Annotated in this window: 16 protein-coding genes; 15 read left to right on the top strand and 1 reads right to left on the bottom strand. The window is 62.0% G+C overall.

All coding sequences use genetic code 11. The features are described 5' to 3' along the window. The 15 genes from VD811_02425 to VD811_02355 all read left to right on the top strand — a co-directional run. On the top strand, positions 1–746 hold a 746-nt coding region (locus VD811_02425; GenBank protein ID HXV19830.1), incomplete at its 5' end, for a S16 family serine protease. After that, the gene (thiL, locus tag VD811_02420) at positions 743–1,738 is read left to right on the top strand and encodes a thiamine-phosphate kinase (GenBank protein ID HXV19829.1); all 996 of its coding nucleotides are present in this window, start codon (positions 743–745) and stop codon (positions 1,736–1,738) included. The genes VD811_02425 and thiL, both read left to right, overlap by 4 nt. 206 nt (positions 1,739–1,944) lie before the next feature. Continuing rightward, entirely contained in the window at positions 1,945–2,799 is an 855-nt protein-coding gene (locus tag VD811_02415; GenBank protein ID HXV19828.1) for a protein-glutamate O-methyltransferase CheR, read from the top strand. Positions 2,800–2,876: 77 nt separating this feature from the next. Next, the gene (locus tag VD811_02410; protein ID HXV19827.1) at positions 2,877–4,148 is read left to right on the top strand and encodes a methyl-accepting chemotaxis protein; all 1,272 of its coding nucleotides are present in this window, start codon (positions 2,877–2,879) and stop codon (positions 4,146–4,148) included. Positions 4,149–4,154: 6 nt separating this feature from the next. After that, a complete protein-coding gene (locus VD811_02405; GenBank protein HXV19826.1) occupies positions 4,155–4,601 on the top strand; it encodes a chemotaxis protein CheW in 447 nt (148 codons plus the stop codon). Then, positions 4,591–4,962 carry a response regulator gene (locus VD811_02400; GenBank protein ID HXV19825.1) on the top strand — a complete coding sequence of 124 codons (372 nt, stop codon included), beginning with the start codon at positions 4,591–4,593 and terminating at the stop codon, positions 4,960–4,962. Before VD811_02405 ends, VD811_02400 begins: the two co-directional genes overlap by 11 nt. A 69-nt stretch (positions 4,963–5,031) precedes the next feature. Further along, positions 5,032–6,930: a chemotaxis protein CheA gene (locus VD811_02395; GenBank protein ID HXV19824.1), complete on the top strand. Its 1,899-nt coding sequence runs from the start codon at positions 5,032–5,034 to the stop codon at positions 6,928–6,930. Continuing rightward, the gene (locus tag VD811_02390; protein ID HXV19823.1) at positions 6,927–7,547 is read left to right on the top strand and encodes a chemotaxis protein CheC; all 621 of its coding nucleotides are present in this window, start codon (positions 6,927–6,929) and stop codon (positions 7,545–7,547) included. The genes VD811_02395 and VD811_02390 overlap by 4 nt, the downstream gene beginning before the upstream one ends. Beyond that, positions 7,544–8,035 carry a hypothetical protein gene (locus tag VD811_02385; protein HXV19822.1) on the top strand — a complete coding sequence of 164 codons (492 nt, stop codon included), beginning with the start codon at positions 7,544–7,546 and terminating at the stop codon, positions 8,033–8,035. Before VD811_02390 ends, VD811_02385 begins: the two co-directional genes overlap by 4 nt. Before the next feature lie 27 nt (positions 8,036–8,062). Continuing rightward, positions 8,063–8,839, top strand: coding sequence for an outer membrane lipoprotein carrier protein LolA (locus VD811_02380; GenBank protein HXV19821.1), 777 nt, complete (start codon positions 8,063–8,065; stop codon positions 8,837–8,839). Between the two features lie 25 nt (positions 8,840–8,864). Continuing rightward, positions 8,865–9,026, top strand: coding sequence for a hypothetical protein (locus VD811_02375; GenBank protein ID HXV19820.1), 162 nt, complete (start codon positions 8,865–8,867; stop codon positions 9,024–9,026). Positions 9,027–9,120: 94 nt separating this feature from the next. Further along, positions 9,121–9,519, top strand: coding sequence for a GxxExxY protein (locus VD811_02370; protein ID HXV19819.1), 399 nt, complete (start codon positions 9,121–9,123; stop codon positions 9,517–9,519). Positions 9,520–10,291: 772 nt separating this feature from the next. Beyond that, a complete protein-coding gene (locus VD811_02365; GenBank protein ID HXV19818.1) occupies positions 10,292–10,834 on the top strand; it encodes an ORF6N domain-containing protein in 543 nt (180 codons plus the stop codon). 59 nt (positions 10,835–10,893) lie between these two features. Continuing rightward, complete coding sequence (locus VD811_02360; GenBank protein ID HXV19817.1) at positions 10,894–11,409, top strand: ORF6N domain-containing protein; 516 nt, start codon at positions 10,894–10,896, stop codon at positions 11,407–11,409. A 71-nt stretch (positions 11,410–11,480) separates the two neighbouring features. Beyond that, positions 11,481–12,404: a restriction endonuclease gene (locus VD811_02355; protein ID HXV19816.1), complete on the top strand. Its 924-nt coding sequence runs from the start codon at positions 11,481–11,483 to the stop codon at positions 12,402–12,404. 593 nt (positions 12,405–12,997) lie between these two features. Here VD811_02355 and VD811_02350 read toward each other — a convergent pair. Then, on the bottom strand, positions 12,998–13,213 hold a 216-nt coding region (locus VD811_02350), incomplete at its 5' end, for a hypothetical protein (protein ID HXV19815.1).

The raw sequence follows: 13,213 nt of genomic DNA, 5'->3' as shown, positions 1-13,213 counted from the left end.
CCCTGCTGAAGATCATCAGCGAGTACACCGCGGAGGCTGGGCTGCGCAACCTGGAGCGGGAACTGGGGAGCGTCTGCCGCAAGGTGGCGCGGCGCTATGCCGAAGGACGCAAGAAGCCGGTCCTGGTCACCGAGAGCACCGTCAGCCGCTTTCTCGGCCCGCCGCGCTACCTGCCCGAGGAAGAACTGCGGCAGAGCGAGGTTGGGGTCGCCACCGGCCTGGCCTGGACCGAAGTCGGCGGCGAAATCCTCTACGTCGAGGTGAACACCATGAAGGGGAAGGGGGAGCTGACCCTCACCGGGCACCTCGGCGAGGTGATGAAGGAGAGCGCCCATGCCGCCCTCTCCTACGCCCGCGCCCACGCCCAGGAGCTCGGCATCGATCCCGATTTCTACGAGGGGCGGGCGATCCACGTCCATGTCCCGGCCGGCGCCATCCCCAAGGACGGACCGAGCGCCGGGGTGACCATGGCGACGGCCCTGATCTCGGCGCTCTCGGGCAGGCCGGTCAGCAAGGATGTGGCGATGACCGGGGAAATCACCCTGCGCGGCCAGGTGCTGCCCATCGGCGGGCTCAAGGAAAAGGTGCTGGCGGCGGTGCGGGCCCGCATCAGGACCATCATCATCCCCTGGCGCAACGAGAAAGACCTGGAGGAGATCCCGCCGCATCTGCGCAAGAAGGTGCGCTTCGTCTCCGCCCGCACCATGGACGAGGTGCTTGCCGCGGCGCTGGAAGCCAAACCGTGAAACTGGCGGACCTGGGGGAGTTCGGTTTCATCGACCGCATCGCCCGCTCCATACCGCCTGCCGCCGGGGTGCGACTGGGAATCGGCGATGACTGCGCCGCGCTTTCCCTGCCGCCGGGCGAACTGCTGCTCACCACTACCGACCTGCTGATCGAGCAGGTTCATTTCCGCCGCGACTGGACCGACCTGCACACGCTGGGACGCAAGAGCGTTGCCGTCAACGTCAGCGATATCGCCGCCATGGGGGGAACACCGCGTCACCTCTTCCTGGGGCTCGCCGTTCCGGTCGGCATGAGCGTCGAAAATCTCGACGACTTCGTTGCCGGTTTTCTCGAAGCGGCCCGGCACTACGGTGCCACGCTGGCCGGCGGCGATACCTGCCGTTCGCCGGGACCGCTGCTGATCTCGGTGACCGCCGAGGGGGCGGTCACCGAGAGGGAGCTGGTCCGCCGCCGTGGGGCCCGGCCGGGCGATACCCTCTACGTCTCGGGAACCCTCGGCGACAGCGGCCTCGCCCTGCAGCTGCTGCTGGCAGGAGAGGCGCCGGAACCCTTTCTCGCCCGCCGGCATCACGACCCCGAGGCCCGGACCGGTCTCGGCCGGGCGCTGGCGCAGGCCGCCATTCCCACCGCCATGATCGATATCTCCGACGGCCTGCTGGCCGACCTGGGGCACATCCTGGAGGCCTCGCAGGCGGGTGCCGCGATCGAGACGGCGGCGCTGCCCCTCTCCGAGCCTTTTCGCCGGGCGCTGGCGCAGGAACCGGCGCTGCTCGATCTCGCCCTGGCCGGCGGCGAGGATTACGAACTGCTCTTTACGGTGCCGCCGGAGCGCGAGGCGGAGCTGGCCGACCTGGCGGGGTCCGTCGGAGTGCCGGTGACGCGTCTGGGGAGAATCACCGCGCCGGAGGCAGGACTGATCGTCCTCGGTCGGGATGGCCGCCGAGTTCCGCCCCGGAGGGCCGGCTACGATCATTTCGGCCGAAGCGGCTGAGAGATGGGAGCCACGCGAAGAACATGGAAAAGCGTCCCACGCCGGCTCATTGCATTCGCTCAAGGCGCAAAGAGCGCAAAGAAAATCGGGTTTGGCCTTCCTTGGCGGTCTTTGCGCCTTGAGTGAGCGGAGCGAACGAGCGTGAGAATGCTTTACTTAACCTGTTGGTCTTTAACCCGGGATTTTCCCGTCAGAAGGGCCTGCCGGTGAACACTGTGCCGACCGGCGACAGCCGCCCCGCCCCTTTTGTCGGGAGTGAATTCCCGGAGGCGGAGTTTCGCGAGGTGTGCCGCATCCTGCTGGCGAAGCGGGGCTTCGACCTCGCCATGTACAAGGACCGCTGCGTCAAGCGCCGCATCGCCACCCGCGTCCGCGCCCGGGGCTTCAGCGAGGCCCGGCCGTACCTGGCCCTGCTGGAACGGGACGAGGCGGAGCTGGATGCCCTGATGGCGGCACTGACCATCCATGTCTCCCAGTTTTTTCGCAACCCCTCGACCTTTGACCTGCTCGCGCGGCAGGTCCTGCCGGAACTGCTGCGCCGGGTGCAGGCCGAAGGACGCCGGACCCTCCGTTTGTGGAGTGTCGGCTGCGCCAGCGGTGAGGAGCCCTATTCGCTGGCCCTGCTGCTGCAGGAGCTGGCGCCGCCGGAAGTGAAGATCGACATCCTCGGCACCGACATCAGCGCCGCTGTTCTTGAAAGCGCCCGGGCCGGTCTGTATGAACCGCAGCGGTTGGCCGAAGTGCCGGCGGCGTTGCGGGAGCGCTTCTTTACCCCGGAAGGGAAGGGGTTGCGGCTGACCGAGGCGATCCGGCGCCTGGTGCGTTTTGAGCGGCACAACATGCTGACGGCGCCGGCCTATCCCCGGGCGGACCTGATCATTTGCCGCAATGTGCTGATCTACTTCTCCCGGGAGGAGCAGGAGAACATCCTGCAGCGCTTCGCGGCGGCGCTGCCGGCCGGCGGGATTCTGGTCCTCGGGAAGGCCGAAATGCTGCTGGGCCAGAGTCGCCGACTCTTTGCGGCCGAATACGCCGGCGAGCGAATCTATCAGCGGCAATAGCTGCCGGCAGGGGCAGAGAAGTTCCTGGCATGCGTTGACATTGAAACCCGCCCGGCCGGGGCGGAAGGAGCGGATTGATGCGCGTAGAGATCACCTACAAATTCGTGGCCGGCTTCATCATCGTGGTGGGCTCCGTCGTTTTCCTGAATCTGCTGGTCCCCTCCCTCGGCATCCCCGAGGAAATGCAGCAGCTGGTTGCCGTCGCCTGCGCCATCCTGGTGGGCCTGGTGCTGGGGTGGTTCTTCTCCAGGGCCTTCACCGCCAATATCCGGCATCTGCGGGAGGCGGCCGAACGTCTCAGCCACGGGGACCTCTCGGCACCCGTCCTGCTTCCCCGAAGCGGCTTTCCGGACGAGACGGCCGATCTGGCCGCCTCCCTCAATCTGGTGGTGGAGAGCCTGCGCGAGCTGGTCGGAACCATCCGGGCCTCGGCGGTCAGGGCCGCCGAATCGGCGCACGGCCTTTCGGCCACCTCCGAGGAGATGACGGCCTCTTCCCTGGAGGTGGCCAACACCGTCGAACAGATCAGTCGCGGCGCCGAAACCCAGGCGGAAATGGTGGAAAAATCGTCCCGGCTGATCCGAGAGATGGCGGTCTCCATCGACCTGATTGCCGCTTCCGCCAAGAAGCTCTCCGCCTCGGCCAGCGACACCGCCCGCACCGCCCAGCGCGGCGGAGAGATCGCCCGCAATTCAATGGCGAAAATGAAGCAGGTGCTCGGGGACGTGGAGCGCAATGGCGAGCAGATCGTCTCCTTCGGCACGCAGGTGCAGAAGATCGGCAAGATCGTCGAAGTGATCACCGGTATCGCCCAGAAGACCAACCTGCTCGCCCTGAACGCCACCATCGAGGCGGCCCGGGCCGGCGAGTACGGTCGTGGTTTCACCGTGGTCGCCGAGGAGATCCGCAAACTGGCCGATTCCTCCAGTGATTCGGCGGGCGAAATCTCCCGGCTGATCGAGGCGATCCGCGAGGAAAGCCAGAAAGTCCAGTCCTCGATGCAGACGAGTATCCGGGAGATGGACAGTGAGCGGGCAGCGCTCGACACCACCAGCGGCGCTTTCGAGGAGATCATTCAAACCGCCGTCGCCACCCAGACCAAGGCGACCAGCATCGCCGAGCTATCGCAGAAGCAGGCCGAAGGGGCCAAGGGGATGGTGGCGGCGATCGACGAGATCTCCCGCGTCATTACCGACAACGCCGCAGCCACCCAGGAGGTCTCCGCAGCGACCGAGGAGCAGTCGGCCTCGATGGAGGAAATGGCCTGTTCGGCCCAGGACCTCTCGGCCCTCGCCGAGCAACTGCTCGAGGCGGTCAGGCGCTTTCAGCTCGCTCCCGAGAAGAGCTAGGGCGGCATGGAACAGGTTCTTATCTTTCGCCTCGGCGAAGAGCTCTATGCCCTGGAGGTGGCCCATATCCAGGAAGTCATCGAGCCGCCGCCTTATCACTACATCCCACTGGCGCCGGCCGCCTTTCCGGGGGCCATCAATTTTCACGGCAACATTCTGCCGGTTCTCGACCTGGGTGCCTGCCTCGGCTTTGCCGCCGGCCAAAAGAATGGGCGCATCATTGTTCTGGCAACGTCGCTCTGTCGGCTGGCGCTGGCGGTGACCGCCATTCAGCGGATCGTGCTGCTCGATGCCGACGCGCTGTTGTCCTCCCGGGAAGATGGCCGACGGGCCAACTGCAGCCGGGCGGTCTTCAGCCTCGATGGTGAAATGATCAATCTGCTCGATGCGGCGCAGCTGCTCGCGAGCCTGGAGATGACTGAAATGGGGACAGGAGGAGACCATGGGACTTAGGATTCTGATTGCGGACGATGCCCTGTTCATGCGCAACATGCTCAGGGAGATTTTCGTCAAAGCCGGCTTTCAGGTCGTCGGTGAGGCGGCCAACGGCGTCGAGGCGGTTGAAAGGTATCTCGAGCTGCGCCCGGACCTGGTGACCATGGATATCGTCATGCCGCTCAAGAGCGGCATCGAGGCGCTGCAGCAGATCACCCGCGAGGACCCCGACGCCCGCGTCGTCATGTGCAGCGCCCTTGGCCAGGAGGCGCTGGTCATCGAGGCGGTGCAGGCCGGGGCCAAGGATTTTATCGTCAAACCATTCAAGGAAGAGCGGGTTCTCGACGTCGTGCGGCGGGTGACCAAAAATCAAGGATGAAGGATGAGGGAAGAAGGATGAAAGTTCTCCCCTTTGCCTTTTTCCCTTAGCCTTACGCCGGAATTGCCTATGGACATGTCCAAATACCGGGGGATGTTCCTCTCCGAGACGCAGGAGCATCTCCGGAGTATGGCCAGCCTGGTCGTAGCCCTGGAAAAGAACCCCACCGACCGCGAGGGGATCGATTCCCTGTTTCGGGCGGCGCATTCCATCAAGGGGATGGCGGCCTCGATGGGATACGAACAGACGGTGCAGCTCGCCCACTACCTGGAAGACCTGATGGACGGTTTTCGCAAGGGCGGCGCCGTTTCCGCCGCCGCCATCGACCGGTTGCTGGCGGGGGTCGATCTGCTGGAGGGGCTGCTCGAGGACGTGGCCACCGAGCAGCCGGAGCGCGAGGTGGACACATTTCTGGCGGCCGCCGTTGCCTCTGCGGAAACTGAACCCTCGCTTGTGCCCCTTGCGCCGGCACCGCTATCTGCCGCGCCGCCGGAGGCGCCTGCCGAACCGGTTCCGGGACAGGCGCTGCAGGTGACCGTCGAACTGGCCGCCGAGGCCATCGCGCCGGCGGCCCGCGCGCTGCTCCTCCTGCGGGAGATAGGCCGGCTGGGAACGCTGCTGAAGAGTGCCCCGACGGCGGAGGAACTGGGGCAGGGGGGGGCGATCCGCCGTCTGGAGGCCTGGCTGCTGACCGAACAGCCGCCCGGACAGATACAGGAAGTGCTGGCGGCGATGGCCGATGTGGAACGGGTTTCCCTCGCCGTCGACCGGCGCCGGGAGCAGCCACGGCTGCCCCAGCGGGACGAGGGTGGGCGAACGGTGCGGGTGCGCACCGAGCTCCTCGACCGCTTCATCAACCTGACCGGCGAGCTCATCACCAATCGCTACATGCTGCAGACGGCTTTTCGCGAGACGCGCTGGACCGAGGCCGGCGAGGCGCTCGAGCAGCTGCGGCGGCTGATCGCCGATCTGCATCATCATGTGCTGCAGGTGCGGATGATGCCGCTGGAGAGCATCACCGGCCGGCTCCCGCGGCTGGTTCGGGATCTCGGCCGCAAGAGCGGCAAAAATGTCGAGCTGCGCATGACCGGCATCGAAGTCGAGCTCGACCGGGCCATTCTCGAAGAGCTGGCCGACCCCCTGGTGCACCTGGTGCGCAACGCCGTCGACCATGGCATCGAGGCGCGCGGCGCCGTGAGCGTGCGTGCCTGGCGGGAGAAAGACCTGGTGCTGCTGGAGGTGGCCGATGACGGCCGCGGCATGGACCCCGTCGCCATCCGTCGCAAGGCCCTGGAAAAGGGGATGGTTACCCCTGCCCAGGCCAGTGCGCTGCCGGATCGGGATATCCTCCAGCTGGTCTGTCGTCCCGGTTTTTCCACGGCAGCCGAGATCACCGAAACCTCGGGCCGCGGCGTCGGCATGGACGTGGTCAAGAAGGCCGTGGAAAACCTGGGGGGAGGGCTCGACATCCAGTCGGAGCCGGGCCTGGGGACCCGCTTCCTGCTCAAACTGCCGCTGTCGGTGGCGATCATCCAGGTTCTGCTGGTGGAATGCGCGGGCCATACCGTCGGTATCCCCATCACCAAGGTGCTGCGGACCCTCGATGTTGCCCGCGAGGATGTCCGCTCCTCCGGGCGGCAGATGGTGATCCCTTTCGAGGAAGAGTTGGTTCCCCTGCTGTCGCTGCGCAAGATGCTCCAGCTGCCCGCACGGCCATCTGCCGGGGGAAGCCTGCCGGTGGTCGTCGTCGAAGGGCGCCGCCGCAAGGTCGGGCTGGTGGTCGACCGGCTGGTCGGCCAGCGTGAAGTCTTCGTCAAGAGTCTGGCGTTTCCCCTCGACCGGCTCCCGGGCGTTCATGGTGCGACGGTGCTGGGAGACGGCAGCGTAATTTTCATCATCGATCCGCAATCGCTGCTGGAGCAGCGGCCCGGCGCGCCGGCCGCCCGGCCGAGAGGAGAAAATTCGTGACCTTTTCCCGTCTGAGCGAAGGACAGCTCGATGCCCTCAAGGAAGTCAGCAACATCGGCATGGGGCATGCCGCCACCGCCCTCTCCCAGCTGATCGGCGAGACCATTTACCTGCGTGTTCCGCGGGTGACCGTGACCGATGTCGCCCAGGTCCCCGAGCTGATGGGCGGGGCGGAGCGTGTGGTGGCCGGGATCACCCTGCGGATCCTCGGCGACGCGCGCGGCAACATTCTGCTCGTCTTTCCCCGCGAAAGCGTCCAGCGGCTGCTCGCCTGCCTGCTGCGCCGGGACGAGTCGGAACCGCTCCTCAACGAGATCGGCGTCTCCACGCTCAAGGAGGTGGGCAACATCCTTGCTTCGGCCTACCTCAACGCCCTCGGCAGCCTGCTGCACCTGACCCTGATCCCTTCGGTGCCGATGCTGGCCTACGACATGGCCGGGGCGGTGGTCGACTATGTGCTGATCGAGCTGAGTCAGGCCGGGGACCTGGCCCTGATGGTGGAAACCGAATTCCATGGCGTCGCGCCCGGTGCGGAAGGGATCAAGGGGCACTTTTTCCTGCTCCCCGATCCGGCTTCCCTCGGCTTCATTCTCGAAGCGGTCGGAGGTGCGCCGTGAGCGGCAAGCTGCGGGTCGGTATTTCCGAATTCCGCGTGGCCAGGGCACCCGCCGTCCTGGTAGCCTACGGTCTCGGTTCCTGCCTGGGCGTCATCCTCGATGACCGGCAGAGGTGTCTCGGCGGCATGGCCCATACCCTGCTGCCGACGCCCCGGCCCGGCGTACAGGAGGTGCGCCTGGCCAAGTTCGTCGATGCCGCCATCCGTCTGATGGCCGACGAGCTGGTCAGCCTGGGGGCTGCGCGGGGGAGTCTGACGGCGCGGCTCGTCGGCGGCGCCAACATGTTCGAGCCGCTCTACGCGCCGTCCGAAGAGAGCATCGGGGCGCGCAATGTGCGGATGGCCCGGGCGACCCTGCTAGACCTGGAAATCCCTCTGCTGGCCGAAGACGTCGGCGGCGGCCACGGTCGGACCGTGGAGTTCGACCTCGCGACCGGCCAGGTGCTGGTGCGTTCGGTGCACGGCGATGATACATTACTCGCCGGCTGAAAATTGCCCTCAAGCATGGAGACAGAAATGAATCGGATAGTATTGCTGGTCTTGGTCCTGGTGGCGTTTTTTCCCCTCCCGCAAATGGTGTCGGCGAAGGAGGACGTCAGCCTGCAGGACGTCATCCAGACCCTCGAAGGCCCCTTCAAGGCAAACTCTGCGACGCCGTCGGCCATCGCCGATTTTCAGGCAGATTTCCTCCAGGAGTCACGGGTCGCCTCTCTCGACCGCGTCCAGAAGGGCCACGGCCGCGTGACCGTCAAGTTCGACCGTACCCGTTCCGACCGGGTTTCCCGGCCCCTCTTCCGCTGGGAATACGACCAGCCGACGCGGCAGGAGATCGTCTCCAACGGCAAGACCATGTGGGTCTACGTGCCGGAGAACCACCAGGTCATCCAGTCCGACATCGAGGCTTCCGCCCAGCCCCGTGCCGATGACCCCCTCGCTTTTTTGACCGGCCTCGGCAACCTGTCACGGGACTTCCAGATTGCCTGGGCCTCGCCGAACCGGGATGAGCAAGGCAATCCTGTTCTGGAGCTGCGCCCCCGCCAGCCCTCCGCCGTGCTGCAGAAGCTGCTGGTGGTGGTGGCCAAGGATGCCGTCGCCGAGGCGACGCGCCGCGGCAAGCCGGGCAGCATCTTCCCCATTCTGTCCACCACGGTCTACGACCCGAGCGACAACAGCACCCGCATCGAGTTCAGCGGCGTCCGGGTCAATCGCCGGCTGCCCGACAGTCATTTCAACTTCGTCCCGCCCAAAGGGGTCGAGGTGGTGCGCCCGACCGGACAGGGCGTGGGGTTCTGAGTTTGGGAGGAAGACGGAAGGATTGATGAAACCGCCCGGTGCCGGTGAGGCGCGGGCGGTTTTTTTTGGAGAAAAGAAGCAAGGAGAGGAATCAATGAATCCGCAGATGACGCAGATGGCGATCGGGTTCAAGGTGGAGGGGAAGGCGCGGCATACGAAACCGTTCCACGCGGATAAGGTCCGATAAAATCGGATCAACGTCTGATTAAGCAAGACAAGGAATTGATCCGATTCTTATCCGGACTTATCAGATTCGATCAGTGAGAAGCGAGGGGGGATTTATGTTCCATGAAGAAATAACCGACAAAATCATCTGTGCCTATTACAACGTTTACAATCGCCTCGGTCACGGTTTTCTTGAAAGGGTGTATGAAAACGCCCTTGCAATTGAGCTAAAAAAGAGCGGGCTATCGGTCGTCCAGCAGGAAAGTGTGAGGGTTTATTACGATGGAATCCAAGTTGGAGATTACATTGCCGATATTATTGTGAATGGGATTGTGATTTTGGAATTGAAATCCGCAGAGTTCATCAGGAGTGAACATCTTGCGCAATTGACAAATTATTTGAAGGCGACCGACAAGGAAGTTGGGCTGTTGCTGAATTTTGGTCGGAAACCGGAATTTAAAAGAATTGTTCTCGGGAATGAATCAAAATCGTTCCGCGCGGATAACCTCGGATAAAATCTGATCAATATCTGATTAAACAAGACAAAGGCTTAATCCGATTCTTATCCGAATTTATCAGATTCGATCCGCGTGAAACGTGATAAGGTCTAAAGCATGAAGTTTTGATTTGATACAAGAAGGCTTCGGAAAAATTCAAGCGAAGATATAATCGCGACATGTTTCAGTTCCGCGCGGATAACTTCGGATAAAATCCGATCAATATCTGATTAAACAAGACAAAGGCTTTATCCGATTCTTATCAGAATTTATCAGATTCGATCCGCGTGAAACACGATAAGGTCTAAAGCATTAAGTTTTTATGGGATTCGGCGACCAGAAGAAGACAACAGGAAAATTCAGGCGAAGAAATCATGGAGACAGGTTTCCGCCAGACTTCATGTTTCAGCTGACAAATCAAGAGTTTAAAGACTTGAAGTCGCAATTTGCGACCTCAAGTGACTGGGGCGGTCGGCGCACGCCTTCCTACGCCTTCTCCGAACAGGGCCAGAAACCAGAGACCGCCCCTGACCGCCCTTTCCGTTGACATCCCACATCTGTGAAGGTATCTTGAGGCGGTCGTTTTTTGCTGCCCGGAGGGCGGGATGAGGGTTCGCGAGGACAAACAAAGAGATGGTTGAAACCGCTCGGTGCCGGTGAGGCGCGGGCGGTTTTTTTATCGGCTGCATGCGCGCGTGAGAACTGTTTGAGGTCACAATTTGTGACCTCAAAGGCATAACCTTGCGAAGACGCAAAGGATTTTCAAGATTGATTGTCACAATGGAGGGGCATGAACATGACTGTTCCAGTAGAGGTCGTCAAGGGGAAGATTTATCTGATCCGCGGGCAGAAGGTGCTGCTGGATAGGGACCTGGCGGAGATGTATGGCGTTGAGGTCAAAGCGCTGAACCAGGCGGTCAAGCGCAACATCGGCCGATTTCCCGAGGATTTCATGTTTCAGCTCGCGGCCGAGGAGGCCGGGTCTTTGAGATTCCAGGTTGGAATCTCAAAGTCGCAAGGTCGAGGCGGCCGACGTTATCTGCCTTACGTCTTCACGGAGCAGGGGGTGGCGATGCTCTCCAGCGTGCTGGGCAGCGAGCGCGCCGTGCAGGTTAACATCGCCATCATGCGCGCCTTTGTGCATATGCGGGAGTTGGCCGCCTCTAACCGCGAGTTGGCACACCGGCTCGACGAACTGGAAAAGAAATTTGCCGGCCATGACCAGCAGTTTGTTGCGGTGTTCGACGCCATCCGGCAAATGATGAAGCCAGAGGAGAAGGGGCGGAAGGAGATCGGGTTCAAGGTGGAGGAGGGCGGAGCGGCATATCTGTAAGGCGGTCCCGGGTTAGAATAGCAGTCCCGGGACTCGGGACTTAAACAAGGAGGGGGAAAATGCTGATTCCGATTGAGCGTATCGAGAAGTCGATTTATTCTCTTCGTGGCCAGAAGGTCATGCTGGACCGGGACCTGGCGGAGCTTTACGGAGTGGAGACAAGGGTGCTTAACCAGGCGGTTAGAAGAAACATCAAGCGGTTTCCAGATGATTTCATGATCGCCCTTAGCCGGGACGAAATCCGGGACATATCACAATTTGTGACAAGTCCGGGCTTCAAGCACGCACCGAATGTCTTCGCTTTCACCGAGCAGGGTGTGGCCATGCTCTCCAGCGTGCTGAACAGCGACCGGGCAATCGAAGTCAATATCCGCATCATGCGGACCTTCGTCAAGCTGCGGGAGATGATCGCTTCCAACGCCGAGCTCGCCCGTCGGCTCGATGAGCTGGAGCAGAGGTACGATGCCCAGTTCCGGGTGGTCTTCGACGCCATTCGGCAAATGATGCAGCCGGAGGAGAAGGGGCGGAAAGAGATCGGGTTTAAGATCGAGGAGGAGGGTGCGGCGTACGTGTGACTCTTTTCTGATAGCAGGTGGTAGTTTGGGGGCGGTGGGGAATTGAGTCAGGATCGAGGGGATTTTACAGCGTGGCTAGGAAAAGATACAGGGGGCGGAAGGATGAGTTCAATTTCGTTGTGGGACTCGTCATCCTCGCGGCAATTTTCCTGCATAGGGTGGATTTCGGGAAGGTCCTTTACGTCCTCTTCCTGATCTGCCTCGTCGGTGCCATCCTCGCGGGCCTCTATTATCTCATCCGTGAAGGCTGGGGTGCGCCGGAAAGCGCACGAAGCCGAATCCCGGTCCAAAGGCCTCGACCGGGAAACTCGCCGCAGACGGTGAATGATCTGGCGGCCTCGGCTCAGAGCTTTGAGCCTGACGGGGACGAATTCACCATGGGGTCGCTCCACGTCGAGCGTCGCCAGGAGTGGTCGGCCGAGATCTTGAGTTCCTTGGAATGGAAGCGTTTCGAGACGGTGTGTGCCGAGTATTTTCGCATGACCGGCTATGACCCGAAAGAGACCCGCATCGGGGCCGACGGCGGGGTGGATATCTGGGTCTACAAGGCGGGCAACGAGAAGCCCTTCGGCATCGTGCAGTGCAAGGCCTGGACGACCTACAAGGTCGGGATCAAGCCGGTTCGGGAACTCTTCGGGGTAATGGCCGCTGAGGGGGTGGCTAACGGTATGTTTATCACCTCTGGAGAGTTTACGAATGAGGCGCTTGAATTCGCTGAAGGGAAAAAGCTGCGGCTGATTTCCGGTGAGATATTTCTGGATTTTATCGGGAAGCTGCCGGCCGAGAAGCAGGAAGAGCTGCTGGCATTGGCTCTCGAAGGGGATTACCGGACGCCGACCTGCCCTCGGTGTGGAATCAAGATGACGTTGCGGCAGGGGAAAGGGAGTGGCAGAGATTTCTGGGGGTGTTTGCGGTATCCGAGGTGCCGGGCTACGCTGGTTCATAAATCGGGGACGGACAATAATTCATCAATCTGGTCGAGGGAATTTGCTTGAGAGACGGCAGCGAAGCACTAAAACTTTTGAGCCTTTTGGCCGCCAGTGCCGTGGTCGTCTTTGCGGTCTGGCTAACACTGGAAAGGGGCGGCCACATTTCCGGGCTTGGGCAGACCCAAACCGAGGGAGAAGAACAGGTGGTGGCTGTTCGCCCCGCAGAGTCGACAGGGCCGCCGGCGCAGCAGGCGCCGACCTATCGGCCGAGTGAGGTCAACCCGCCAGTTCAACGATTAAAGCAGGAAGCCGGGACGACGTACAAATGGGTCGACGAGAAGGGAACCATCCACTTTTCGGATCAGCCGAGACAGCAAGGTGCTGAGAAGATTGCCGTTGCAGAGGTTGCCACTTACAAAAACCAGGTACCGCAACCGGTGTACCGGCAGGTCTCGGCCAACAACGTAGCTGAGCGAAGAACCATCACTGTAGCGCAAGTAAATCAACCTGTTCGGGCGGAGCGCTTTGGTAGAGGCAGATTCAGGACATCGGAGGGGCACGTTATTACTGCATCTGCCAAGCACTTGGGTGATTTACTATCGTTCGAAGGAAGAGTCGAGGGTGGTTCCCGGTGCTCAGCCCTGTATCTGTATGGATGTTTAACCAGCAAGAATGGCAATAGACGTTGTTTCGATGCCATAGCTACCGATGTTGGTGGAAGCGGCAGCAGGCTTTTCGAGAGTCAGCCGGATCGTGTCAACAGGTTGAAGGAAGGCTGGGAAGTTACCTCGGTTACGGCCTACTGCCAGTAGCGATAATCGAATGTCCGTTGGCTTGATCAGGGCTTTCAGCATGTCAGCAAGTCGTGGCAGGTG

This window comes from Desulfuromonadales bacterium, assembly GCA_035620395.1.
GTDB lineage: Bacteria > Desulfobacterota > Desulfuromonadia > Desulfuromonadales > DASPGW01 > DASPGW01.
Note: the sequence above shows the minus strand (reverse complement) of the source record. Positions and strands in the feature narration are given on the sequence as shown.